This window comes from Hahella ganghwensis DSM 17046 (genome assembly GCF_000376785.1).
GTDB lineage: Bacteria > Pseudomonadota > Gammaproteobacteria > Pseudomonadales > Oleiphilaceae > Hahella > Hahella ganghwensis.
Window position 1 is genome coordinate 69,562 of sequence record NZ_AQXX01000121.1, and the last position, 26,200, is coordinate 95,761.

26 protein-coding genes are annotated in these 26,200 nt (G+C 50.3%); 8 read left to right on the top strand and 18 right to left on the bottom strand.

The window, feature by feature from the left end; genetic code table 11:
• Positions 1–12 precede the first annotated feature (12 nt).
• Positions 13–1,791, bottom strand: a complete 1,779-nt coding sequence (gene aspS / locus F566_RS0116425) for an aspartate--tRNA ligase (RefSeq protein WP_020408104.1) — start codon at positions 1,789–1,791, stop codon at positions 13–15.
• Between the two features lie 86 nt (positions 1,792–1,877).
• Entirely contained in the window at positions 1,878–2,150 is a 273-nt protein-coding gene (locus F566_RS0116430; RefSeq protein ID WP_020408105.1) for an FmdB family zinc ribbon protein, read from the bottom strand.
• Positions 2,151–2,466: 316 nt separating this feature from the next.
• On the opposite strand from F566_RS0116430, the gene fabR reads away from it, so the two are divergent.
• Positions 2,467–3,078, top strand: coding sequence for an HTH-type transcriptional repressor FabR (fabR, locus tag F566_RS0116435; protein ID WP_020408106.1), 612 nt, complete (start codon positions 2,467–2,469; stop codon positions 3,076–3,078).
• A 19-nt stretch (positions 3,079–3,097) separates the two neighbouring features.
• Here fabR and F566_RS0116440 read toward each other — a convergent pair whose 3' ends face one another.
• The 6 genes from F566_RS0116440 to guaB all read right to left on the bottom strand — a co-directional run bounded on the left by F566_RS0116440 (position 3,098) and on the right by guaB (position 9,625).
• Complete coding sequence (locus F566_RS0116440) at positions 3,098–3,535, bottom strand: HIT domain-containing protein (protein WP_033416406.1); 438 nt, start codon at positions 3,533–3,535, stop codon at positions 3,098–3,100.
• 13 nt (positions 3,536–3,548) lie between these two features.
• Positions 3,549–4,886, bottom strand: a complete 1,338-nt coding sequence (locus F566_RS0116445; protein WP_020408108.1) for a UDP-glucose dehydrogenase family protein — start codon at positions 4,884–4,886, stop codon at positions 3,549–3,551.
• Positions 4,887–4,928: 42 nt separating this feature from the next.
• Entirely contained in the window at positions 4,929–5,918 is a 990-nt protein-coding gene (gene galE / locus F566_RS0116450; protein ID WP_020408109.1) for a UDP-glucose 4-epimerase GalE, read from the bottom strand.
• A 29-nt stretch (positions 5,919–5,947) separates the two neighbouring features.
• Positions 5,948–6,448 carry a tRNA adenosine(34) deaminase TadA gene (tadA, locus tag F566_RS0116455; RefSeq protein ID WP_020408110.1) on the bottom strand — a complete coding sequence of 167 codons (501 nt, stop codon included), beginning with the start codon at positions 6,446–6,448 and terminating at the stop codon, positions 5,948–5,950.
• Positions 6,449–6,504: 56 nt separating this feature from the next.
• Complete coding sequence (gene guaA / locus F566_RS0116460) at positions 6,505–8,082, bottom strand: glutamine-hydrolyzing GMP synthase (RefSeq protein ID WP_020408111.1); 1,578 nt, start codon at positions 8,080–8,082, stop codon at positions 6,505–6,507.
• A 73-nt stretch (positions 8,083–8,155) separates the two neighbouring features.
• Positions 8,156–9,625: an IMP dehydrogenase gene (gene guaB, locus F566_RS0116465; protein ID WP_026180059.1), complete on the bottom strand. Its 1,470-nt coding sequence runs from the start codon at positions 9,623–9,625 to the stop codon at positions 8,156–8,158.
• A gap of 372 nt (positions 9,626–9,997) precedes the next feature.
• On the opposite strand from guaB, the gene xseA reads away from it, so the two are divergent.
• The gene (xseA, locus tag F566_RS0116475; protein WP_020408114.1) at positions 9,998–11,359 is read left to right on the top strand and encodes an exodeoxyribonuclease VII large subunit; all 1,362 of its coding nucleotides are present in this window, start codon (positions 9,998–10,000) and stop codon (positions 11,357–11,359) included.
• 49 nt (positions 11,360–11,408) lie between these two features.
• On the opposite strand, the gene F566_RS0116480 is transcribed toward xseA, so the two are convergent.
• From F566_RS0116480 to F566_RS0116490, 3 genes are all read right to left on the bottom strand, one after another.
• A complete protein-coding gene (locus tag F566_RS0116480; RefSeq protein ID WP_020408115.1) occupies positions 11,409–11,855 on the bottom strand; it encodes a PaaI family thioesterase in 447 nt (148 codons plus the stop codon).
• Positions 11,848–12,366 carry a PaaI family thioesterase gene (locus F566_RS0116485; protein WP_020408116.1) on the bottom strand — a complete coding sequence of 173 codons (519 nt, stop codon included), beginning with the start codon at positions 12,364–12,366 and terminating at the stop codon, positions 11,848–11,850. The genes F566_RS0116480 and F566_RS0116485 overlap by 8 nt, the downstream gene beginning before the upstream one ends.
• 63 nt (positions 12,367–12,429) lie before the next feature.
• Positions 12,430–13,140, bottom strand: coding sequence for a DUF599 domain-containing protein (locus tag F566_RS0116490; protein ID WP_020408117.1), 711 nt, complete (start codon positions 13,138–13,140; stop codon positions 12,430–12,432).
• A 346-nt stretch (positions 13,141–13,486) separates the two neighbouring features.
• Between F566_RS0116490 and F566_RS33165 the strand changes: the two genes are divergently transcribed.
• Positions 13,487–15,067: a M48 family metalloprotease gene (locus F566_RS33165; RefSeq protein ID WP_020408118.1), complete on the top strand. Its 1,581-nt coding sequence runs from the start codon at positions 13,487–13,489 to the stop codon at positions 15,065–15,067.
• Between the two features lie 53 nt (positions 15,068–15,120).
• Here the strand turns inward: F566_RS33165 and F566_RS0116500 are convergent, their stop codons facing one another.
• On the bottom strand, positions 15,121–15,345 hold the full coding sequence (locus tag F566_RS0116500; protein WP_020408119.1) for a hypothetical protein: 225 nt from the start codon (positions 15,343–15,345) through the stop codon (positions 15,121–15,123).
• Positions 15,346–15,448: 103 nt separating this feature from the next.
• Positions 15,449–16,330: a LysR family transcriptional regulator gene (locus F566_RS0116505; RefSeq protein WP_020408120.1), complete on the bottom strand. Its 882-nt coding sequence runs from the start codon at positions 16,328–16,330 to the stop codon at positions 15,449–15,451.
• 107 nt (positions 16,331–16,437) lie between these two features.
• On the opposite strand from F566_RS0116505, the gene F566_RS0116510 reads away from it, so the two are divergent.
• Complete coding sequence (locus tag F566_RS0116510) at positions 16,438–17,649, top strand: MFS transporter (protein ID WP_020408121.1); 1,212 nt, start codon at positions 16,438–16,440, stop codon at positions 17,647–17,649.
• Between the two features lie 41 nt (positions 17,650–17,690).
• On the opposite strand, the gene F566_RS33170 is transcribed toward F566_RS0116510, so the two are convergent.
• The 4 genes from F566_RS33170 to F566_RS0116530 are packed head-to-tail and all read right to left on the bottom strand — an operon-like array spanning position 17,691 to position 23,223.
• Complete coding sequence (locus F566_RS33170; RefSeq protein ID WP_020408122.1) at positions 17,691–18,614, bottom strand: alpha/beta fold hydrolase; 924 nt, start codon at positions 18,612–18,614, stop codon at positions 17,691–17,693.
• A gap of 48 nt (positions 18,615–18,662) precedes the next feature.
• Positions 18,663–19,994, bottom strand: a complete 1,332-nt coding sequence (locus tag F566_RS35550) for a hypothetical protein (protein WP_020408123.1) — start codon at positions 19,992–19,994, stop codon at positions 18,663–18,665.
• On the bottom strand, positions 19,991–22,537 hold the full coding sequence (locus F566_RS0116525; RefSeq protein ID WP_245555262.1) for an ABC transporter permease: 2,547 nt from the start codon (positions 22,535–22,537) through the stop codon (positions 19,991–19,993). Before F566_RS0116525 ends, F566_RS35550 begins: the two co-directional genes overlap by 4 nt.
• Entirely contained in the window at positions 22,534–23,223 is a 690-nt protein-coding gene (locus F566_RS0116530) for an ABC transporter ATP-binding protein (protein WP_020408125.1), read from the bottom strand. Before F566_RS0116530 ends, F566_RS0116525 begins: the two co-directional genes overlap by 4 nt.
• 50 nt (positions 23,224–23,273) lie before the next feature.
• Here F566_RS0116530 and F566_RS0116535 point away from each other — a divergent pair, with 50 nt between their 5' ends.
• The 4 genes from F566_RS0116535 (at position 23,274) to F566_RS37960 (ending at position 25,940) form a co-directional block, all read left to right on the top strand.
• Complete coding sequence (locus tag F566_RS0116535) at positions 23,274–24,014, top strand: arylesterase (RefSeq protein WP_020408126.1); 741 nt, start codon at positions 23,274–23,276, stop codon at positions 24,012–24,014.
• Between the two features lie 337 nt (positions 24,015–24,351).
• On the top strand, positions 24,352–25,278 hold the full coding sequence (locus tag F566_RS0116540; protein ID WP_020408127.1) for a hypothetical protein: 927 nt from the start codon (positions 24,352–24,354) through the stop codon (positions 25,276–25,278).
• 48 nt (positions 25,279–25,326) lie between these two features.
• Positions 25,327–25,797, top strand: a complete 471-nt coding sequence (locus tag F566_RS0116545; RefSeq protein ID WP_020408128.1) for a hypothetical protein — start codon at positions 25,327–25,329, stop codon at positions 25,795–25,797.
• A 17-nt stretch (positions 25,798–25,814) separates the two neighbouring features.
• The gene (locus tag F566_RS37960) at positions 25,815–25,940 is read left to right on the top strand and encodes a hypothetical protein (RefSeq protein ID WP_020408129.1); all 126 of its coding nucleotides are present in this window, start codon (positions 25,815–25,817) and stop codon (positions 25,938–25,940) included.
• On the opposite strand, the gene F566_RS0116555 is transcribed toward F566_RS37960, so the two are convergent.
• A partial coding sequence (locus F566_RS0116555) for a transposase domain-containing protein (RefSeq protein WP_020408130.1) occupies positions 25,930–26,200 on the bottom strand: 271 nt, incomplete at its 5' end. The two genes, F566_RS37960 and F566_RS0116555, sit on opposite strands and share 11 nt — an antisense overlap.

Consider the following 26,200-nt stretch of genomic DNA (forward strand, 5'->3'; position numbering starts at 1 on the left):
AAGCAGTCGGAATCAGCTTCCGGAAGTCTCTTTTTTGCGCAGTCTGATATTCAACTCACGCAACTGTTTGTGATCCACCTCTCCAGGTGCCTGGGTCAACATGCACATAGCACTTTGAGTTTTCGGAAATGCAATTACTTCCCGGATGGACTGAGCCCCCGTCATCAACATCACTAAGCGGTCCAGGCCAAATGCCAAACCACCGTGCGGAGGACAACCGAACTTCAAGGCATCCAGCAAGAAGCCAAATTTATCTCGGGCCTCCTCCTCTCCAATGCCAAGAATTTTCAGGACTGAAGCCTGCATATCTGCGTCGTGGATACGAATCGAACCTCCACCCAACTCTGTGCCATTCAGCACCATGTCGTAGGCTCTCGACAAGGCCGCTTCCGGGTTGCTCTGCAACTCTTCAACAGAGCAGGCTGGAGCCGTAAATGGATGGTGAATAGCCGTCCAACCGCCCTCACCGTCTTCTTCAAACATGGGGAAGTCAACAACCCAGCAGGGAGCCCATTCACTCTCGAACAGCTCCAGATCATGACCCAGTTTGACCCGCAGAGCCCCTAGAGACTCATTGACAACTGTCGATTTATCCGCGCCAAAGAATACCAAGTCGCCGGTTTCAGCCTGAACACGATCCAGAATTCTGGTAACAGCCTCTTCAGGCAGGAACTTTAGAATTGGTGACTGGAGACCTTCCATTCCCTGGGACAGATCATTGACCTTGATATAGGCCAACCCTTTGGCTCCATATATGCCTACAAATTTGGTGTAGTCATCGATCTGCTTACGAGACAGAAGCTCACCACCCTTAGGCAATCTCAGCGCTGCCACCCGACTACGTGAATCATTGGCCGGACTGCTGAAAACCTTGAATTCAACATCTTTCAGCAAATCGTCCACATCAACCAGCTCCAGAGGTATCCTCAGATCAGGCTTATCGGAACCATACTTGCGCATGGCTTCAGAGAAGGCAATGCGCGGAAAGTCAGGCAACTCCACTGACAGGAGATCCTTAAACATATTCCGAACCATCTTCTCAGTGATGGACATAATGTCATTCTCGTCCAGGAACGAGGCCTCAATGTCCACCTGAGTAAACTCTGGCTGACGATCCGCACGCAAATCCTCATCCCGGAAGCACTTCGCTATTTGGTAATAGCGATCAAATCCGGACATCATAAGCAATTGCTTGAATAGCTGTGGAGACTGGGGCAGTGCAAAGAAGCATCCCTCATGAGTACGGCTAGGCACCAGATAATCGCGCGCGCCCTCCGGTGTCGCACGAGTCAAAATCGGCGTTTCAACATCCAGAAAACCTTCACCATCCATAAAGTTACGGATATAGCTGGTCACCCTGGAACGGACGCGCAATTTATTCAGCATTTCAGGACGACGAAGATCCATATAGCGATAACGCAGTCGTACATCCTCGCCAACTTCACTGTACTCGTCCAACGGGAAAGGAGGCGTTTGAGAGTGGCTGAGAATCTTCAGCTCTTTACCTAGAACTTCAACCATTCCAGATGGCATTTCAGGATTGGTCGCGCCTTCAGGGCGAGCTCTGACACGCCCTTTGACAGAAATCACATATTCACTACGGACGCTGTCCGCCAGCTTAAAGGCTTCCGCTGTATCAGGATCAACAACAATCTGCGCAATGCCGTCCCGGTCCCGCAGATCAAGGAAAATGACACCACCATGATCCCGACGGCGATGAACCCATCCACAAAGTGTGACTTCCTGATCGATATGAGACTCGTTAATGGCCCCACAATATTGACTGCGCATAATCTAATCCTGTTCTTAAAATATTTTTGCTTCTTGATTCAGACAAGAATCTAGCAATTTAATCAAATCTTGATTGGCGGCCTGGATCAGCTCGCCTCACTGGTCTTGGCTTTACTACCGGAGTCAGAATTTCCCGCTCCGGAACCACCGGCATCACCCGCGAGATTTTTCTTTTTACCGGTTTTAAAATCGGTCTCGTACCAGCCACTTCCCTTCAACCGAAACCCCGGCGCGGAAATTTGCTTGGTAAACTCAGGCTTTTCACAACTTGGACAATCAGTCAAAGGAGCTTCACTCATACTTTGCAAGACATCTTTTTCAAACCCACAGGCTTTGCAAACGTATTCATAAATCGGCATCGCAGACAAACCTCAACTCAGGCTAAAATCATTACGGGATTCAAGCAATTTCATTGGTACAGATACGCGTATCAATGATCGTTTAACCCACCACCTTCCGGGTTACCCAGAGGATTTCTCCCCTTTATTTACTCAAGTAAACACCCAGGCCGCAAAAAGGCGCTGTATTATAGCCATATTTTTTGTTAAAAGCAGTCCCATTGCGTTTACCCGTGCCATGCCTCACAAATCTCTACCAATTAGGTTTTGCCCGGACTAATCAGCACCTCTATCATATTTGCCTTTTACCACCTTTAGCCCCCAGGAATTCACTCCTTTGACTTCACGTGCAGAACAAAAACGCCGCACCCGACAAAACCTGATGGATGCCGCATTAAATCAATTAGGACAGGATAAGCATTTTGCAGGCCTTAGCCTAAGGGAAGTCGCCAGAGAAGCCGGTGTGGCACCTACGTCATTTTACCGACACTTCCACGATCTTGAGGAACTGGGACTGGCATTGGTTGATGAGGCAGGTGTCGCTCTGCGACAACTGATGCGGCAGGCGCGTCAGCGCATCGCCAAGAACGGAGGGGTCATAGAAACCTCCTTGAACACCTTCTTCGAATTCCTGAATGAAAACCCCAACCTGTTCAGGCTTCTCTTGCGGGAGAGAACTGGGGTTTCAGCAAGATTCAGAAACGCCGTTCAGGCAGAGATTGAGCATTTCATTACTGAGCTCACCGCGGACCTTTCCGGATTTGGAGGGGATACCAACCGCGCACTCAAACAGCCCAGACTGGCAGCAGAAGCCATTGTGATAATCGTATTCCATGGAGGAAGCGAAGCACTCGACAATCCGGAAGAAAACATCCCCCACCTAAAACAAAGACTGGCCGGACAACTCAGAATCATTCTTACCGGAGCCAGAGCTGATCAATCAAGATAGTAGCCTGAGGGCTGCAAAATCACTCTACGGGAAAGTATTTAATACTCTGCTCTGCCAGCAAAGAATTAATTGACTTGCGGATCTCAGCCAATGCCATCTCAGCATAAGGCTCAGGCTTGACCACTCCCCATATAGGCCCAGGCCATGCCGCATCATCGCAATACCTGACCACATGATGGATATGCAGTTGCGGCACCATATTCCCTAAAGCTGCCAGGTTTAACTTCTCCCCCCGAAAATGCTCCATAAGCACTTTCGCGAGCAACGAAGACTCCGCCAATACCTGGATCTGCTGCTCCTGCGGCAACTCATATATTTCTCGAGCTCCAGCAACTTTTGGCACCAGAATAAACCAGGGGTAATGGCTGTCATTCATCAACAACAACCGACAAAGCGGAAAGTCACCCATCCGGTGACAATCCGCTGCCAGACGCTCGTGCAAGCCGAACTCAGTCACGACAAATACTTAATCAATACTGACGAACACTGAGTCCACGCCCAATACCGTAGTATTGGAAACCCTTACCGGCCATACGCTCAGGATCATAGAGGTTACGCCCATCAAAGACCACAGCCTCACTCAGGCTGGACTTGATCTCATCAAAGTCCGGCGAGCGGAACTCTTTCCATTCGGTACAGATCACCAGGCAGTCAGCACCTTTAAGCGCTTGCTCTTTGGTTCCACACAATGTCAGACCATCGCGACTACCGTAAACACGCTGAGTCTCCTTCATTGCTTCTGGGTCAAATGCCTGAACAGACGCACCAGCCTCCCACAAAGACTCCATCAGAACGCGACTGGAAGCTTCGCGCATATCGTCAGTATTAGGCTTGAACGACAACCCCCACAAGGCGACAGTTTTACCCTGCAAATCACCAAAGTGGCGCTTGATCTTATCAAACAGAGATTGCTTCTGACGCTCATTCACTTCTTCTACAGATTTCAGAAGTGTCGCTTCATAGCCAATCTCCAAAGAAGTCTGCACCAGCGCTTTTACATCTTTAGGGAAACAGGAACCGCCGTAACCACAACCCGGATAAATAAAGTGGTAGCCAATTCTAGGATCTGATCCGATACCTTTACGAACTTGCTCCACGTCAGCACCCAGGCGCTCAGCGAGATTGGCAATTTCGTTCATAAAGCTGATCTTGGTCGCCAACATTGCATTGGCAGCATATTTGGTCAGCTCTGCAGAACGCACATCCATCACCACCATCCGGTCATGATTCCGGTTAAAGGGCTCATACACTTCCCGCATAACAGAGACAGCTTTAGCGCTTTCAGCACCAATAACGATACGATCCGGCTTCATGAAGTCACCAACCGCATCCCCCTCTTTCAGGAACTCAGGATTGGACACAACATCAAACGGAAAGTCTTCATTGCGAGCCGCGATTTCTGACAAGACAGCATTCTTAACTTTGTCTCCGGTTCCCACAGGTACAGTAGACTTATCAACAACCACCTTATAATCAGTCATATAGCGGCCAACGGTTTTAGCAACCGCCAGAACGTACTGAAGGTCGGCCGACCCGTCTTCGTCCGGCGGAGTACCGACAGCAATGAACTGCAACTGACCAAATGCCACAGCCTCTTCAGCATCAGTTGTAAACTGCAATCTGCCAGCTTCAAAGTTGTGCTTAACAATCGGCTCCAGACCTGGCTCGTAGATAGGGATAATACCGTTTTTCAGGTTTTCAATTTTGGCTTCATCCACATCCACACACAGAACGTGATGGCCGACATCTGCCAGACAAGCACCCGTTACCAAACCGACATACCCAGTACCAAAAATGGTAATTTTCATAGCTTTACATGCCTTGTAATGTATACAGAAATAAATAAATCGTTAATTGCCCTGACGACGCTCAGGTAAAACAGCTTCCCAATCCAAAGCTGATTTCACAATCACTTCAAGATCATCATGATCTGGCTCCCAGCCAAGCACCTGCTTGATTTTGTCATTCTTGGCGATCAAAGCACCTGGATCACCTGCCCGACGCCCGACCTCTTCCACAGGAAACTCTTTACCGGAAATCTTTTTCACCACATCGATGACTTCCCGCACTGTGAACCCTCTCCCGTAGCCACAGTTGAGAATATTGGATTCACCACCTTTGCTCATAACATCCAAAGCCATAACGTGCGCCTTCGCCAAGTCATCTACATGGATATAGTCACGAATACAGGTACCATCACGAGTTTCGTAATCAGTACCGAAAACACTCATTCCTTCACGCAAGTCCTGCACACACTCACAGGCCACTTTAATAAGATGAGTTGCTGCAGGAGTCGCCTGCCCGATGCGGCTTTCCAGATCCGCCCCGGCAACATTAAAATAACGGAGTATGGTGTATTTAAGACCCGATGCAAACGCGAGGTCCTGAATCATCCTTTCGCTCATCATTTTGGAGGCACCATAAGGATTAATAGGCGCCAGGGGCGTATCCTCGGTTATCACCGTGTTTTCAGGCATACCGTAAACGGCCGCCGTTGACGAAAACACCATGTAGGGAACCTTGTATTTCTGCACTTTCTCCAACAGATTCAAAGTATTCCGGGTATTGTTACCATAATACTTGAGGGGGTTCTCTACCGACTCGGGCACCACAATATTGGCCGCAAAGTGTAGAACAGCCTCAAATTGATGATTGGCAAATACAGCTTCCAGATCATCCGGATTGGACAGATCGCCGACGACCAGCTCGCCATAGGTAACTGCCCATGGATACCCCGTAGACAGGTTATCGAACACAATGATGTCGTGCCCAGCCTCACCCAACTGACGCACCACGTGACTGCCGATGTAGCCCGCACCACCTGTTACCAGAACTTTCATAACTGATCCTTAGCTCATTTCAAATTAAATTAGGCCTTACGACCAGAACTCTTCTTTACCTGCCTGCGCTCACGAAAGAAATCACTGATTAATAACGAGCACTCATCCTGAAGGACCCCTCCGCGAACCTCGACATCCCAGTTAAAAGGATGCTTCTCCAGCAGATTGGACTGACTCCCAACAGCCCCCGCCTTAGGCTCGGCAGCTCCGAATACCAGTCGTGATACACGGGCATGCACAATTGCTCCCACGCACATAGTGCATGGCTCAAGCGTGACATACAGCGTGGCGCCCGGAATACGATAGTTTTCCATTTTTGAACAAGCAACCCTGAGCGCCATTATTTCAGCGTGAGCAGTGGGATCATGACTGATGATGGGCTGATTATACCCATCACCCAGAAGCCGCCCCTCATGCACCACCAAGGCTCCGACAGGCACCTCACCTGAGTCATAAGCCCTGCGGGCAAGCTGAAGCGCCTCTCTCATCCAGTACTCGTCATCACTATGACCGACAATATCACCAGACATTCAACAGCTCTTTTCAGTCATAAGCGATGTTTCGAACTATTCCCATTCAATACTAGCTATTCCCATTCAATAGTAGCAGGTGGCTTGGACGACACATCATAAGTCACCCTGGAGATTCCGGTTATTTCGTTGATAATCCGGTTGGATACCTTTTCCAACAACTCATAGGGTAAATGCGCCCAACGGGCCGTCATAAAATCAATGGTCTCAACGGCTCTCAAGGCCACGACGTACTCATAGCGACGGGCGTCCCCAACAACGCCCACTGACTTAACCGGCAAAAATACAGCAAACGCCTGCGAGGTCTTATGATACAGCTCTGCTCTGTGCAGCTCCTCGATAAAAATAGCGTCCGCCTGCCTCAATATATCGGCATACTCTTTCTTTACTTCCCCTAGGATTCGCACACCCAAACCAGGTCCCGGGAATGGATGACGATACACCATGTCATAAGGTAGTCCGAGCTCAAGGCCAATCTTGCGAACTTCGTCCTTGAACAGCTCCCGTAACGGCTCAACCAACTTCAATTCCATATCTTCAGGCAAACCGCCCACGTTATGGTGCGACTTAATCACATGCGCCTTACCGGTTTTAGCGGCCGCAGACTCGATGACATCCGGATAGATTGTCCCCTGAGCCAGCCATTTGACCTCTTTGATCCTGGCTGCTTCAGCATCAAATACTTCAATAAAGGTATGCCCGATAACCTTACGCTTATCTTCCGGATCACTGACACCGGCAAGTTTGCCCAGAAACTGTTCCTGGGCATCGGCACGAATCACTTTGATCCCCATGTTTTTGGCGAACATGTCCATTACCTGATCGCCTTCATGGAGCCTCAACAAACCATTATCCACAAATACACAGGTCAGTTGATCGCCAATGGCTTTATGCAGCAGAGCTGCCACAACGGATGAATCCACTCCGCCGGACAAAGCAAGCAGAACCTTATCATTCCCCACCAGGCTTCTCACCTGCTGCACAGCATCTTCAATGATCCTGCTTGGAGTCCAAAGTTGCTCACTTCCACAGATATTCACTACAAAGCGCTCTAAGATCCGCAAACCCTGCAAAGTATGTGTAACCTCAGGATGGAACTGCACCCCGAACCATGGTTTGCTCTCGTGCTGCATGGCTGCAATCGGGGCGCTTTCAGTAGATGCCGTCAGCTTAAAATACTCAGGCAAAACCATAACCTTATCGCCATGACTCATCCAGACATCCAGTAGTGGCGCCCCGTCCTCATCCACGTGATCTTTTACATGCTCAAACAGACCACCAGCTTCACGAACCTTGACCTGGGCATAACCAAACTCTCGCTTGTCAGAACCAGCCACCTTGCCGCCCAACTGCTCTGCCATGGTTTGCATCCCATAGCAAATCCCCAGAAGAGGAAGATCCATACTAAACAGACATTCCGGCGCACGCGGTGAATTCAATTCGGCGACAGATTCCGGCCCGCCTGCCAATATGATCCCCTTGGGATTAAATTCGCGAATATCCTCCTCACTCATATCAAAGGGATAAATTTCACAATAAACCCCAATTTCCCGAACACGGCGTGCAATCAACTGCGTGTACTGGGAACCAAAATCCAGAATCAGGATGCGATGAGAATGAATATTTACGGACATTCGTGTCTTTCCTCAGTTAAAAACAAGAACGGGGCCATGGAGCCCCGCTGATAATCAAAAAAACCGGTATAACTTAACCCGCCCTGTAGTTAGGAGCTTCCTTGGTGATGGTGACATCGTGGACGTGACTCTCACTGATACCGGCATTGGTAATACGGGTAAACTGCGGCTTCGTTCGCATTTCCTCTATGGTCCGGCAACCTGTGTACCCCATTGAGGCACGCAAACCGCCCATCAGTTGGTGAACGACCTGGGTGAGAGGCCCCTTGCTGGCAACACGACCTTCAATACCTTCCGGCACCAGCTTTTCAACACCTGAGCTGGCATCCTGGAAATAACGATCACTGCTACCCTGGCTTTGCGACATAGCCCCCAGAGAGCCCATACCACGATAGGCCTTATAGCTCCGCCCCTGAAACAGCTCCACTTCACCGGGAGATTCATCAGTACCCGCCAGAAGGCCACCCACCATAACTCCGGAAGCGCCAGCTGCAATCGCTTTGGCGATGTCTCCAGAAAAGCGAATACCGCCATCTGCAATCAAGGGGATTCCGTGAGGTTTCAAAGCTTCAGCCACATTGGCAACGGCGGAAATTTGCGGCACGCCAATACCTGCGACAATACGAGTCGTACAGATCGAGCCAGGTCCAATTCCGACTTTCACACCGTCAGCACCGGCTTCTGCCAGAGCCAATGCAGCCTCTGCCGTAGCAATATTGCCACCGATAACCTGTACTTCAGGGAAGTTCTGCTTAACCCAGCGAATACGGTCCAGCACACCTTTGGAATGTCCGTGCGCCGTATCCACAACCACCACATCCACTCCTGCCGCCGCCAACGCAGCAATCCGCTCATCCGTTCCGGCGCCGGTTCCAACAGCAGCACCAACCCTAAGTCGCCCCTGCTCATCTTTACAGGCATTGGGGAAATCGTGAGCCTTCTGGATGTCCTTCAGAGTAATCAGGCCTTTCAGTTCAAAGTCATCGTTAACCACGAGTACTTTTTCAATTCTGTGGCGGTGCAGAAGATTTTTCACCGTTTCAATATCGGCTCCCTCTTTGGCTGTTACCAGCTTTTCCTTAGAGGTCATCAATTCAGAAACTTTCTTGTTCAGATCATTCTCAAAACGAATGTCACGTCCGGTAATAATCCCCACCAGATCCTTGCCATCCACCACCGGTAATCCGCTGATGTTATTAGCCATGGTGATTTCCCGTACTTCTCTGACAGTAGTATTCGGCGTGACAGTAATCGGATCCTTGACGACTCCGCTCTCAAATTTCTTGACGGTACGCACCTGCGCTGCCTGCTGCTCCACCGTCATATTCTTATGGATAATTCCAATCCCTCCGTCCTGAGCCAGAGCAATAGCCAGGCGTGCTTCCGTTACGGTATCCATTGCAGCGGAAACCAGCGGAAGATTCAGGGAAATTTGTTTGGTCAGCTGAGTTTTCAGACAGACATCTTTTGGGAGAATTTCGGAATATCCGGGAATGAGGAGAACATCGTCAAACGTTAGCGCTTCCTGAGCCACTCGAAGCATATGAATCGCCTTTTTACTTTCAGGTAAGTTAATCGGACCATTATAAATTTTCATGGAGGGTCAGTAAACTTGCGGACTACACTAATATCCAAATAAAGTCCCGAAATTTCTCTACAAAGGCCTGAAAAATGTCAGGCAGCGATTACTTTTTGAGCTGACAGCTTAATTTCCTGCCATCTGGCCACTCAAATTTGTCGCTCAACAGGAAATTCACCGAATTCATCCATAAGGGATAGGAATTGCCCCAACTCTTTGTATAATCGATAGTTTACGATAATCATCAGGCGACCTGATCTTCCCGGTTTTCTATGTAAAAAAACCACGATATTCAGTCCCCAGACCGATCCTTCAGGAAACATCATCCGGCTTTTTATGAACAATATTCCTGCCCGAACAGACTCCGCACAAAGACCACTGACTGTATCTGAACTCAACCGTCAGGCCCGCAATCTTCTGGAAGTCAGCTTCATGCAGGTGCTTGTGGAGGGAGAGATATCCAATTTCAGCGCTCCGAGCTCCGGCCATTGGTATTTCACCCTCAAGGACGCCAAAGCCCAAGTTCGATGTGCCATGTTTCGCAACCGAAACATGTTTCTGCGCCAGCGCCCCAAAAGCGGTGATGCAGTGACCCTGTACGCCAAAGTCAGCTTGTATGAAGGCCGCGGCGAATATCAGTTGATCGTTGAATCCCTGGAGGCAGCAGGTGAAGGCGCGCTCAGGCGTGCGTTCGAAGAACTGAGAGCCAAGTTACTCAGGGAAGGCCTGTTCGACGAACAATATAAAAAACCGATCCCCCGGCTACCTTCCCGCGTCGGCGTTGTCACCTCTCCCACAGGAGCTGCCATCCGGGATGTTCTCAGCGTCCTTAAATCCCGCTTTCCTTCTATTCCTGTGTTGATCTTCCCTGTCCCGGTACAGGGAGTCGAAGCGGCGCCTGCGGTAGTCCGTGCTATTCAGACGGCAAATCGCGAACAACTGTGCGATGTGCTGATCGTTGGCAGAGGCGGCGGCTCACTGGAAGACTTGTGGGCTTTCAACGAAGAAGTGGTAGCACGCGCCATCGCCGGCAGCCAGATTCCTGTCGTCAGTGCCGTAGGCCATGAAACCGATTTCACGATTGCAGACCTGGCCGCAGACTGGCGAGCGCCAACGCCCTCTGCCGCTGCCGAGAAAGTCAGCCCTGATTTCCGCGACTGGCTTGAACGGTTTCACCAGCACCAGCTCAGGCTGGAGTTCCAGATCAGTCGCCTGATCCGTCAAAAGAAACAAAGAACCGATGAACTCAGAGTGCGCTTGAAGCACCCCGGCCGACGACTGCAGGAACTGTCACAGCGTGTTGACGATATTGAAATCCGGTTGCAGCGGAACTTACATTCACGACTCACAACCCTGAAAGACAAGCTGAGCAACGCCTCCTACCGACTGAACCTTATTCACCCGGAGAAAAGAATCAAGCTTGGCCGGGAAAATCTGAATACCACACAGCAGCGTTTACATCGGGCCATGCAGTCCTATCTCACAACGAAACATCAACATCTGGCTAAAACCGTCGCACTCATGGATGGGGTCAGCCCATTGGCCACTCTTGCACGTGGATATTCGATCACCCGGAACGAGGCCGGAGACATTCTCCGTGACGCCAGCCATACCCAGTCGGGCGAACGAATCACAACCCGATTGCATCAGGGAGAAGTCATTTGCACCGTTGAGACCGTCATCACTGAGCCAACTTAATCCAAGGTCTTCCCTGATACCATTTAACTCTGTTCTGACTGGAGACGACTCAACGCTCTTTGATTGGCAACAAAAAGTGAGCACGAGCCAATGCAATGGGCTCCTGCTTTTTTTTCTGCCAGGCACTGACACTAACATTGGCCACACGATTGCCCTGCCTTGTCAAACGACATTCAGCATAGGTCTCCTGATGAAATCCAGCGCGCAGGTAATCCAGTGAAAAGTCTACAATTCTGGGCAAATCGTCAATTTCCAGAAAAATTGCCAAATGAAAGGCCGCTGCAATTTCCATAAACCCACCAATCACTCCACCATGAATAGCAGGCAATATGGGATTCCCAAGATTTTGATCACGTTTCGGCAACACAAAAACCACTTCATTCCCAAACCGCTCGCAGCGTACTCCTAGCGTCTGGGCATACGGAATGGTTTCCAGGAGTTGATTATAGTCACCAGATTGATGGGCTTTCTGAACCAGACTTTGCAGATTATTCATCACGCCCCCTTTTTGACTCATCATCCGCCCCCTCAATCTGCTTCCAGAACCAATCGGGGGACGCTTGGCGACCAATCCTCATAAACGTCGCCACACATTGGGCCACAGAGATATCCGGGTCTCGCTGAAAAGCCTCACACCGGGTAAAGATAATTGTATTGGTCACCCGGTAACAGGTCGCTCTGGCATAGACTGACTTTCCAGGTTCTGCCGGTCTCATGTAGTCCACACGCAAATCCAGGGTTGGACACAACTCAAGCTCAGGTAAACAACAGAGGACACTTGCCCCTGAAGCTGTATCCATCAGCGTCGTAATCGCTCCACCGTGAATGACCCCGGTATCCAGATTCCCGACAATTTTCTGATGGTAAGGAAGCTCCAGCTCAAGGCCCTGGGTACTGGCACAGACAGGCGATATTCCCAACTCCTGACACTGCTTCAGGCTCCCTATAAATCGTTCAACATACCCCAAACGTAGCGAGTCGTTGGTCCAGACTTCATACTGCGGCATAAGACCTCACAAATGGACGGATCAGTGATATTCAGTAAAACCAAGTAGCCGGCTCAGGCAGGCTCAGTCCGACTTGGCAGAATCATCAAAAGATTTCCCGGCTCTCAACGCCTTCAAAGCTCTTGATCTGAATTCCCGATGATATAAAACCAGCACCACGACTGTGGTAACAAACATAAACAATACAGGATGTATAAACCAGGTCAGCACCGCCATGCTGTAATAATAGGAGCGCAGGCCGAGGTTAAAGGCGTCTCCGGCCAGGTTCGCGATCCTTGTGGCATTGGAGGCTAGCGCTTCCCGTGCACCGGAACTGACTTTATCCTCAAAAGTCATTGGGGCACTCCCCACCAGAACAGAACAAAAATTATACTGACGCATAGACCAGGTGAATTTAAAAAATGAATAGACGAATACAGCGCATAGCAATACCAGCTTCAATTCCCACATCGCTTTGTTGGCCGCAGCAATCCAGGGCACTTCCGCAAACACCGACATAGCGGTATCGGTATAACCCAGTGCTGTCAGAAGACCGGCCAGGATGAGCAGACTACTGGACGCGAAAAAGGCCCCGTTTCGCTCGAGATTACCAACCACTGAGGCATCAGCAATTCGGGCATCACGCATCAACATTCGACGCATCCAATCCCCTCGATACAGGTCCAGCGTATTGGACAAACAAGGACGAGTCCGTGCCCAATAGTTTGACCCATGGGTATATCCCACGGTACACACGAAAAACCAGACCAGTGCAATCAGATCAAGTACTTCCATAACGTCTCATCACTATTCATTACGATTGGTTCTGTTACCATTAACGGCGACGGTAAATATAAACCGCTGACACCAGCCCCTTGATTTTCAATTACTGGTTAGATTCGGAAAACCCGTAATTATGCATAATTCCGAATAACAGGAACGCCGTATGCGGATATCAGGATGAGCCTGGAAATCATTGAGGTATCTATACGTCTTATCAGTAATAAGTCTGCATTGATACCAACTCGGCTTTTACACTAAAAAGTAAAGTATAGAGGGCGGTTAAACTTCCTGCTGTTGATGGCCGCCTATTTTGATCGAAACAGTACAAGAAGTCATGAAGAGGATAGAGTTATCTGACATGAGCAGTATTTTCCCCATTAAATTGCCTGTTATCAGGGCACTACAGTGGCTCACAAGCCTGATTCTGGCGGTAACCTTGGCGGGATGCTCAGTCAACCCCGTCACCGGAAAGCGCGAACTCATGTTGATCAGTGAACAACAGGAGTTTACCATCGGCGCCGAACAATATGAGCCAGCCCAGCAATCACAGGGCGGGTTATATGTGGCAGACCCTGAATTAAATTTTTACGTCAAAAGTGTGGGACGCAAACTGGCTGAGGTCAGTGACCGCCCGGACCTGCCTTACGAATTTGTGGTCCTGAACAATTCCGTCCCCAATGCCTGGGCGCTGCCATCCGGGAAGATAGCCCTCAACCGGGGTTTGCTGGTCAAGCTCGAGGATGAAGCCCAACTGGCTGCCGTACTTGGTCACGAAATTGTCCATGCCGCCGCCAGACACAGCGCCAAACGCCTGCAATCGAATCTGCTTATTTCAGCGACTGTTGCCGGGCTCGGCATGGCGCTGGATACAGATTACAAAGACCTGATTGTCGGAGGAGCGGCTCTGGGAGCCTCGCTGGCAGTCGCCAAATATGGCAGAGATCATGAACTGGAATCAGATCATTATGGTATGCAGTATATGGTGAAAGCCGGTTACGACCCTCAGGCGGCAGTAGAACTGCAGAAGCTTTTTGTTAAATTATCTGAGGGACGCTCCCAAAGCTGGGTGGAAGGATTGTTCGCCTCACACCCTCCCTCTCCAGAACGAGTGCTGGCAAATCAGAAGACTGCGCAATCCCTTCCCTCCCCCACCTTTCGTGGACGTCAAGAATTCAGCGAGGCCACAGCTCGCCTGCGGCGCTCTGTCCCAGCTTATGAAGCCTATGAAAGTGGGCTGAAGCTCCTGGAGAAAAAAGATTATGCCGGTGCCATGTTGAAAGCTGACCAGGCCATCAAAATTGAACCAGATGAAGCACTATTCTATTCACTCAAGGGCGACATCTATAAAGCCAGAGGTGACAATAGAAAGGCTGAGGAAAGCTACAATCAGGCAGTTAGACTGAACCCGGAATATTTTGCCAATTATCTAAAGAGAGGCCTGCTGAACAAAGATTCAGGTGATACCAACGAAGCCGTTGCAGACCTGAAAAAGGCCAATGATCTACTACCCACATCTGTCGCCTATCTTGCGCTCGGCAATATCGAAGAAGGCCGGAATAACCAGGAAGCCGCTTTGGGCTTTTATGAGAATGCCGCGCAAGGCACAGGAACAATTGGCCAGGAAGCCAAACAGCAATATTCAAAACTGGATTTGCCACGAAACCCTGATAAATATCTGGTGGTCGAACAACTGGCTGATAAACGCCAACGCAGCTATCTGGCGCTACATAACCGAAGTGCACTGCCGATGGCTCGTGTAACAGTGGAAGTCACACTGGTCAACAACGCCGGCTGGATACTCAAGAAAGAGTCCGTGACCTTTGGCCCAATAAAAGCTGGAGGCAAGTCCAAACCACAATTAAGCCAGCTGGCCACGCGAGCTCTGGGCAGCAAAGAAAACCGCTTAACTACCCGAATAGAAGCGTATCGTCTTCAATAAGATGGCAAAAATAAAAAAGGAGGTTAAACCTCCTTTTTTATTAATTACTTATCTTACAGAATCACATGAACCCGTTTATCATTCAGCGCAAGCCCGAAGTGATGGGCAATCTGATTTTTGCCCGCCTGCACCAGACGCGAGACTTCCCGGGCACTGAGATCTTCCGGAATATTATCCGGCATCAGTTCTCTTAACTCTCCGGCAAAAGAATAGAAGCCCAAAGTCATTCCACTGGAATGAACAACGCGTTTCGACCCTTTTTCTATTTTCCAGTCCACTGATGGTATCCATTGGTTTATTCAAGAATTCAGTAACTTAGTCTAGTGAGTCATTATGGTGCAGTCTGTAGTGACTTCCCGAATGCTTCGGAAACTGCTTATTTCATGAAGACAATTCTGTTTGAGACAGAAGAAATTCCAAAAACGTCCTGTTAGCTTTAGAAAGATATCCATCCTTTCTCCATGCGATATTGAGATCAAGCCATATTGGCGGATCAAAGGAGCGGGTGACAAGATCCTGATCTTCCGCCACCACCATGGCCAGTAGTGTGGAAATACCAAAACCCTGCTTGATAATCGATTTGATCAGAGGAATCAGATTGGTTTCAAACCCAATATTAGGTGTCTGACCAGTATCTTTAGCCAGACGATCCACCACCTTGCGGTGAAAATAGCCTTCCTTAAACATGACCAGCTCTTCGCCGAAGAATTGTTCAGCCGTGATTTTTTCCATCTGTGCAAAGGGGTGACTCTGATCCACCGTTACCAGCATTTCCTCCCTCAGGATGGGCCGCGCTTCCAATACATCAGGAACAGATTCAGCCACAATCACCCCCAGATCCAGTTTGCCCTGTTCCAGCATCTGCTGCAGTTGCCAGGTACCACCTTCGATGACCTCAAGGTTCAAAGTTGGATGACGATGACGAAACGCCATCAGTATCGGCGGGAAGTAATAGGAGCCCAGCATGCTCGGCACACCAACTCTAACCTCACCTTTATTGAGCCCGGTAAGCTCACGCATCTCCAACTCAGCATCGTCGACAGCCTGAACAATTTTCTCAGCATGCTGGAGCAGGCGTTCGCCTTCATCGGTGAGACAAATCTTTCTATCAGCCCGGTGAAACAGTACCAGCCCCAGATCCTGTTCCAGTTTTCGTACCGCCATACTGACAGCCGGCTGAGCAATACCCAGCACTTCAGCGGCTCTGGTAAAACCAGACTGACGCGCCACTTCCAGAAAATATCTCAGAGGTTTCAGATCCATAAGAGCTGCTTATTATTTCGATAACATGAATATATTTTATTGATACAAGACATATCCGTATAGTCCAGATTCCAGCCATTTACAGAGGTTCACCAGGGGAGGATCAGGTGATCGAATCAGGAAGCCGGCCATTCTGGCAAGGCGCACTGGCAATGTGTATCGCCAGTTTCATGGTGTTCGCAAACGTCTGGATGCCCCAGCCTTTACTACCCGTCATCGCCCAGGAATTTGAACTTTCTACACTGCAGGTGAGCACAAGCGTTACAGTCTGTACCCTGATGCTGGGTTTTTCACTACTTATCTATGGACCGGTATCGGATGCTCTGGGGCGTAAAAGCATTACCCTGCTCACCATGGCTGGCGCCACCATCACCACGTTTATGCTGGCACAAGTTGATAGCTTCCAGGAATTAATGTTGCTTCGCGCATTACAGGGATTCTTCCTGGGGGGATTACCTGCCATTGCGATCGCCTATCTTGGTGACGAATACCATCCGCAAGCAGTGGTTGTCGCTGTTGGGCTCTACATCAGTGGCAACACCATCGGCGGCATCGGCGGTCGGCTCATCGGGGGATTCGCCGGAGAATGGATGGGGCTTTCGTGGACCTTCGGTGTGATGGGGTGCATCAGCCTTGTCTGCCTGATCGCCTTCGCGTTTTTGATTCCCCGTCCGCGCCACTTCACCCCCAAGCCCCTAAATTTGGGTAATATGCTGGGCAATCTGAGAGATCACCTGCGGCATCCGATACTTTTCACCTGTTTTCTGATTGGCGGACTGAACTTCTTCATATTCATCAACCAATACAGCTACATTGCATTTGTTCTGGAGGACGCTCCCTTTAACCTCTCTTCCAAGTACATCGGCCTGCTATTTCTGACCTATCTCACAGGCACCTTTGGGTCGGCTATTTCCGGCAAGATTGCCAAACGATTCTCACAGCCATTATGTATTGCCGGAGGCACCCTGATATTGATGCTGGGAACGGCGGTTACCCTGATTCCAACGCTACCCACCATCATTCTTGGGTTGCTGATCAATTGCTTTGGATTCTTTCTGGCCCATTCATCTGCCAACAGCCTGGTTAACCGGACCGCCATCAAAGCCAAAGCCAGCGCAACCTCACTTTATCTAGCCTTCTATTATCTGGGAGCCAGCACAGGAAGCTTTTATCTTGATCCGTTCTGGCAGCATTTTGGATGGAACGGTGTTGTTGTCGCCTCCTGGATAGTGCTTGCGACGGTCCTGGGCGCTGCTCTTCTTTTGTATCGGGGAGAACGCCTGAACCAAACTACGGTAAACTCTAGCTGCCAACCATAATGGACATGTCGATCGACGAGCAGTTTCAAAGCTTCTGCGGTCTATGCAGAATCCTGGACAGCCTGCAATATCCAATCGTATGTGGAGTCCGGGTATTCCTGCATAAAACAGTGCCCTCCCGGATGAGAGGTTACGCTAAAGTGGGCATTCAATCTGGCAGCCTTGTTGAGGGAGTCAACCACAAACGGATAAGTATTTTTTCCATACAGGATTCGCGTTGGCACCAGAATACGACGAATGGCAGCCCATATTTTTTTTGGTAAAAGGTTGAAGTTCTCAGCCTCTCGCTGAGGTGGGCATTTCAAACGTAAACTGCCCAACTGATCTTCTGCCAGCGCATATTGCACATAGGCCTGGATCGCCTCTGGCTGCCAGCCTTTGAACATGCCGCGGCCGGTAAAATACGCAATGGCTTCCTGCTCATCTGCCCATTCGTTTCGACGCCGAAACGTTTTTTCAGCAAGAGGGTTACTTCGGCGAATACGCAAAACTTCTGACAGGCGAACAGAAAGCAAGATTTTTGACGTAAAGATGATCGGGTCCAATAGGATCAGCCTGGAAAAAACTTCCGGGTGGCGGCCAGCCCACAAAATAGTATTCACACCGCCCATACTGTGCCCGGCACCAATCAGCTTTTCCTGGCCCAGTGCTCGGTATTCGGGAAGAAACTGATTCCAGACCTGATGAGCCAGATCGGCATTTTTGTTCCACCCCCAGTTCATTGATCCTGGATCACTGTCTCCATGCCCTAATACATCATGAAGAAAAAGATCAAAGTGAGTGGCTAGTCGGGATAACAGCGGCCAGTAGGTCAGTCCACTATAGCCATTGCCATGCATAAAGTGGATGACCGGCTTTCCGGTAGGCTTAGATCGCCACCCACGCAGTGTAACTTCCGGATTAACCGCATACTCCCAGGGAGTCAGACACTCTTCCGGGTGAAGAAATGCGCCAGGCTCAGGCATGATGACTTTTACCTTCTACTATTCTGTAACTCTGTCATGCAACATTATTCAGTCTGATCGACGCATGATTGATTCCACCGACAGACTCGCCAAGCCCCGATCCCGCCACCAGTGAATGAATTTCAATGTTTTAAAAGCATCAAACCAACAGTGAAAATGCCTTTGAAAGGATAACTCATCAGCCGAGTGGCGCAGCAAGCTCTCCACACGATTCATTAACTCCTGCTCTTCATACCAAAGTTCCGGCAAGTCAGGCGACAGTTCATACTTCTCAAGAATCTTGCCCCAGGACACTGACAGATGTTGAAGTGATGGCGCCAAATCAGCTCGCGATCGCCAGAACTCGGATAGATGAGCCAGCATTATGGCCAGTAAGCAATAGATATCCGGATGATAGACCTCAATGCCTCTTGATATCTCTCCCTGCATTGTTCGCGCCGCGTTCTCAGAAGCCCCCTTCTTTTCAGGGGCCGCCCTGCTATCACGAGCAGCTTCGTTAGCAAGAGCCGATCTCAATGCCGGGCCAGTACCAAAGGGCACTCGCATACTCACCCTGCCGCTGAGCTCTATAGGATCACCATCCAATGATAGTATCGGTTTGATTTTAGCCAGTTTGTTCAGGAAATAAAAATCCTCTCCACCAGGCTTGAGCGGCATCCCCCTGACCTTCATATAGGCGTCGAAGGTGCTGGCGATCGTGCTGCCAATACTATGGTATGCATGAGGCGATCCAGCTCTGCGAAGTCCCTCAACATGCTGGTCCAGTTTTATCTGGTACTGCCGCATTACCGATTTCTGGCGGTCATCGCCCTCCTCCCGATGGACATGCGAGTACACCACGGCAGAATAGTCGACAGGCAACACTGCGGTTTGTTGAAAATAGTTATCGGGCAACAGAGCGTCTGCGTCCGTATAATGAAGCCAATCCGATTGAATAACGCCAAGATGACATAATACCAAGGCACAATCCCCTGCAACCTTCCGTGCCAGACCTACGCCTTGCCTGGCAGGAATGGTCCGGCCAGCACTAAAGCGATCCACCAACAATACATCCCCAAAAACAAATCGTCTCAACGCCATATTGGCAAACGAGGCGACCAGATCTGACTGGGCAATACAAGCTTCCCAGCACATCTTGGTTTGACTTAAATGGTGTACATCAGCCCGATCCGGCGCGTTGATGATCCAGACTTGCAAAAATTCTGTGTTCGGAAAGCGCTGGCAAACTCGACTGGTCACCTTCACCAGATCATCAAGCGATTCCGCATAAGCAGGAACCACCAGAACATTATCATAAACAAGCCCCTGGAAATGGTCGCTATATCGCCTTAAATGAGCGGCTTCCTCTTCCGCATAGCGCTCCAAATACTGGGGAGTCACTCGACAAACCCGGACTGCAATGTGCCATGAGGTGGCGCCTTCAGCACATCCTGAAGCCTCCAGTAGGCATAAAAAGCGGTCGAAAGAGCACTCGCCAGCGGCACTGCCACCCACAACAGCCAGTGAGGACTGAATGGCATCTCAAATAGCCGATGTTGCAAAAATCCAGCAACCAACTCGGCAACCATCAATCCCAAGGTACCTGCCATACCGCCTATCAAAGCAAACTCTCCCCATACTGCACCAACAACGACTTTACGATGCGCCCCCAGAGCTCGATACAGCGCTGTCTCCGCACGTCTGACCGGCACCTCCCTGGCCAACAGAGAAGCGACCACGAGCAAGGCTGCAGCAAATATCAGCACCAACAAGGCTTCTATCGCCAGAGTCACCTGGGTAATCACCTCCCTGACCTTCACGACAAACTGGTCAAGCTCCAACACTGATACGGTAGGGAAGCGTCGGTTGATTTCGTTTACCACGGGCGCCTGTGATCCGGCAATATAGGCACTGGTCAGATAGGTTGCTGAGAATCTGTCCAGGGCACCAGTCGGAAACACCATGTAAAAATTCGGCTTCAAGCTGTCCCACTGAACGCTTCGTATACTCTGTACTTTAGACTCAATTGGCTCAGCGCCGATGGTAAATGTCAACTTGTCCCCGAGCCTGAGCCCTAGCCTTTCAGCTAACCGGCTCTCCACTGACACTCCAGGTAAAAGGGAGGTTTCTGCTTCCTCCCCTTCTTTGTCCCACCATTGGCCTTCCAGTATTCGGTTATCTCCGGGAAGTTCGTCCATCCAGGTCAGATTCAGCTCCCGGTTTAGTGCGCCGATATTCTCCATGCTCACCACGGTTTTCACCGGCTGATCATTAATTTCCGTCAATCGCCCCCGAACCATGGGATATAACGGTGCTGTATCTACCCCTGCCGCCGCCAAAACCTCTTCCATTGGTTCCACCTCGTAGGGCGCAATGTTGATCAGGAAATGATTCGGCGCGTCTTCTGGTACCTGAGCCTGCCAGTTATCTATCAGCTCTGTGCGTATCAGGAAGAGTGTCAGCAACAGTGACCAGGCGCTCCCCAGGGCCAGAATATGCGGCACCGTCGCCCAGGGTCGTCTTTTCAATTGCTCTGCACCGTAACGTAACGCTCCCGGAACCAGGGTCTTGGTTGGGGGGCTCAACTTCAGCCATAGCTTCATTAACATGGATGCGACGACAATCATCCCGGCCAGACCAATCAGCACGGTGAGCACGATCATGAACTCCCCGCTATATAGCCAGAGCAATCCACCAAACCCAAGTGCCGCGATCAACAAACGCAGTGGGGAGAAGCCCAGCAAGCGTTGCATTTCCTGACTTGCCGCCCCTTGCCTGAGAATGATCATAGGTGGCTCCTTGGAAAGGCCGAGAAAAATCGGCCAGGCAAAGCTCACCAGAACAATCATTAAAGTGATTATCGGCAACCAGATCCAGGTCAACGGCAAGCTACCGGATAACGGCGGCAACAGATCCCTTAATGCCCAAGCCACCCAACGCTCGGCTGCCCATCCCACCGACAAACCGGCCACTGTGGCGGTGATGGCTGAAATACCCAGGAACACGGCAAACCGGCGCAATAGTTGTCCGGTCCTGAATCCCAGGGTTTTTAATAACGCCACCGTGTCTTTTTGCTGCTGGGCATAAAATTGAGCCGTAATTGTCAGCGCCACGGCAGCCAGCAACACGCCTAGCACGCCACCCAATAACAGATAGCGTTCCGCGCGCTGCACCGCATTGGATACCGCCGGACGCCCTTCCCGTGCAGCAATGAGCCTTTGCGATGCGGTCAATTCGGGTTCAACAGCTTCACTAAACACGCCAAGCGCCGACTCGTCCCCAGCCAACAACAGCCGGTACTTGAGTCGGCTGCCGGGCTGGACCACACCGGTTTTCGCCACATCACTGAAATGCATCATCACCCTGGGCGCTACATTGACCAGCGAAAAACTTGGATCAGGCTCTTTATAGAGCAAAGCACCAACTTTGAATTCCGCACGCCCGATCGTGACCAAATCCCCGAGGGCCACCCCAAATAACTTAAACAACCGCGGCGCTAACCAGACCTCTCCAGAGGCAGGTCCTGAATTCAGAACCTCCAGGTCATTGGCAGCAATGTCCGATACAACGGATTTCTCCCGGGAGACACTGATCTCACCTTTTAACGGATAACCTGCATCCACTGCCTTGATCGATACCAGCTGCATCTGTTCGTTTGCATTCAACATGGAAGCGAATTCCAATGTCGTCGCCGTTTGCAAACCATTACTTGTTGCTATCGCGGCCCAGTCTTCAGGCAACGTTCGGGAACTTTCCACGACCAGATCCCCTCCCAGGAAACGGGCGGCTCCTGCATCAAAAACAGCTCCCAAGCGGCTAGTGAAAGCGGTGATAGCAGCCACCGTAACCACTGCGATAAACAATGCAATCCAAAGCAACCGGAACGATGGTTGCCGCCATTCGCGCAACCACAACTGCCAGGATTGTATAAGATGACTCATCATGACAAATCCAGTTGGCCGTGATTCAACATCAACGCCCTGTCACAACGGGCGGCAAGATCCGTATCATGGGTGACCAGCACCAATGTCGCCCCTTCCTCCCGGTTCAGCTTGAACAATAACTCCATCACCATCTGGCCTGTTTCCTCATCCAGATTTCCAGTGGGCTCGTCAGCAAACAACAACGCCGGATGTGTGACAAACGCTCTTGCAACCGCCACGCGCTGCTGCTCTCCTCCGGACAACTGCCTGGGATAATGGTGATGACGCTCGCTCAGCCCCACTTTGTCCAGCCAGTCCAAGGCACGGTCACGACTGTTGGCAGTACCATTCAGATCCAGGGGAAGCATGACATTTTCCAGGGCTGTCATTGTCGGCACCAGTTGAAAAGACTGGAAGACGAATCCCACATGTCGGGCACGCAACGCCGCGCGGCCGTCTTCGTTCAGGGAACCGAGATCCTTCCCCATCATGATGACAGATCCACCAGACGCAATGTCCAATCCAGCCAGAATGCTTAACAGTGTGGTTTTCCCCGACCCCGAACGACCGACAATTGCCAGGGACTCACCGGCCTTGATTTGTAAATCGATACCTTTCAGTATTTCCAGTCTGTCGACCCCATTGGGTACGTACTTAGTAAGTTGACGGGTCGATAGCACAGTGTTCTTAACAGAGATGTCGTTCACAGCGGTTTCCTGTTTGCGTTCAAACCAGATTGATCAGGACTGTAATTTCAATGAATGCTCGGTATATAGCCCCCAAACATATCATGATCAAGGTAATCCCGATCCGGCTTTTTAACCTATGGAAATTAAAATGTCGTCATGTTTTATGGGCTCTGATACTGCTGACAGTCGCTGCGACCAGTTACGCAGATCAAACCGGTACGCTGGCCGAGCCGGCCAATTCACTTGCCAAACAGACCAGGGTATTGATCGTCGGCGACAGCCTCAGCGCGAGTTATGGTATTCCTACCGAGAACAGCTGGGCCGTATTGCTTGAAGAGTCCTATCAGAGCTCCGAACACAGCGCTGATATTATCAACGCCAGTATTTCAGGAGAGACGACAGGTGGAGCCCGGCAACGGCTCCCGCAACTACTGACCAGCCATCAACCGGACATTACCATCATTGAGCTTGGGGGCAACGACGGCCTCAGGGGCTTTCCTTTGAAAGTCATTAAAAACAACCTGGAACAGATGATTAAACTGGCATTGGAGCATGACAGCCAGCCCATTCTGGTGGGTATGCGTATTCCACCGAACTATGGTCCGCAATATACCGAAGGATTTTTCAATCTTTTTCAAGAACTGGCAACCCAGTATAACCTTCCTCTGATCCCCTTCTTTCTTGATGGCATTGCTCTGGATAGTTCCCTGATGCAAAACGACGGGATACACCCAAACGCCCAGGCTCAGCCCCTTCTGCTGGCGAAAATCCGTGAAGTCCTGGATCCAGTGCTGGCAAACATCAACTGACATCCCCTGCGCCAAAAGCACTATTCCAACGTACCAAAAAACAAGGGCTCAGTGGCACCAGGAAATTTTCTACTATACTGGTGTACAACAATGAAAAATAAATAAATTTAGGGAGTCCTCCAATCCTTCCGTCACCGAGGTATACCATCAGTGGCGCCAGGACTGGCCAGATGAAGTATCCAACTGAATCAGTTGATTCAGAGGCTCCCTTAATCGCGCACAGGCATAGAGTTTTAGAAGGTCTATTGGGTGTCTGCAAGAGTACTGATTGTGCATCCATCGATTGTGTCTAGACTAAAATTTAAGCAACCACTCTGTTGTTGAGAGTCTTATGCCTATGACCAACAAACTATTACAAAAATGGTCCAAGGAACTGGTTACCTACACTCGCCTGATCGGAATAATGGCACTTCTGACGACATCGCAATGCTATGCAGCCATTGTGAACAACAACCATTTGTACCAGCTAAGTGAAGCTATGAACCAAAAGGTCCAGGAACTCACAAAAGCCAAGGGCAAATCTGTTACCGATTTTGAACCGCCGGTATTTCTGGACAAGCTCCCCATCCATCTCTATGCAAAATCCCTGGACGTCTACGACCAGATCAAGCGCCTAAATCCGAGCAGCTCACTGGAAGATAAAGAACTCCCCTTCAAGACACTGCGACCGAAAGATGTGATGGAGCTGTTGGCAGAAGCCTCTGATGCTCTGGACAAGGAACTGGTAGCCAACAATATCGACCCGGCCGCCTTTGAAGTCGAACGTCCACTGGGAAAATCAGGCGCGGACGCTTATCAGAATCTATGGTTATTGACTAACCGGCTGGCGATATTAGTCCCGCCACCCAACATCGCCGACACCCTCCACCAGATTCGCAGAATTGAGCAGGAAATACGTCTGATAGCGACCAGCAAAGGCCTTAATGTTCCTTCTGCTTCCAGCATTCAGGCATCCAACAAAACTGTCAGAGATGTGCTCTTGGTGATGTACCAGGATATGCATCTACTGGGCCGTCTGCAGCGCATCCTGGGTACAGAGGCCATCATTCCGGGTTCACCGAGAACCGGAGAGCTTCAGGTTACCGATATCTATGATACCGCCAGGACCACCCTGGCCGATCTGCATCGTATGAAAACAGCGTTGTTGATCAACTCGTCAGCGCCTTCTGCGAATAAATCCGGATCCGCGTCACTGGATGATCTGTACGCCCAAGCCAGGGTAATACACGACCTGTTACTGAAACTAACCAACTCGGCCACCTGATCCAATGGATTACAGAAAATCTAACCAGCAAAGTCACCGGACATTTATATGCGGTTAAACAACATTTCTCTAATTTTCAAGCTCAGTCTGGTACCAGCCATTATTCTGGTTCTGGTACTCATACACAGTGTTATTGTCACCTGGACTCTCCGGGACATTAATTCCAATGCAGAGCACTTTGCCAAGGTCATCGAACCCAGCGCAAGACTTTCCAGCTCTCTGACCACAAACGTTCTGTCCCGCGCCAATCTGATAGAACGATATCTGAAACAACCTTCCCCTGCACTGTTGCAGGATTACATGAATTACAGCTCCCAGGCCAAGGACCTGTTCTCCGACGAAAACTTTACGGCACTGCAAAAGCATAAAGATATCGAAACGGCCAGCAACCAGTTGGACACTCTTTTCATCAACACTCTGGCTCCTAACGACAGAGATTTACGGGAAAAATCCAGAAAATTCAGGACCAGATCATTCCCCAGACTCTGGAGCGCAGTGACAATATCCGCGCCACATTAAATCCTTCGGTGGATCAGGTGCTGATTCAGTGGACGATTCAGGTCAGCAACCATGTCCAGGCAGCCATTATCAATCTGAATGCTTTTGTCCGCTCTCAGTCTCCCACGTCGATTGACGGTAAGCGTCCGGCTATCACAGGTTGACCGGACCGCTCCAGTTGTGAGGCAGTAATTCAGCAATGGCACTGTTCTTCTGCGTCGGCAGACGCGCCAGTACATCTTTCAGATAAGCATAGGGATCATGTCCGTTCAGTTTGGCCGATTGGATCAGACTCATTACTGCCGCTGCCCGCTGACCACTGCGCAGCGATCCGGCAAACAACCAGTTGGAACGACCCAGCGCCCAAGGCCGGATCTGGTTTTCCACCCAATTATTGTCGATGGGCACGGCGCCATCCTCCAGG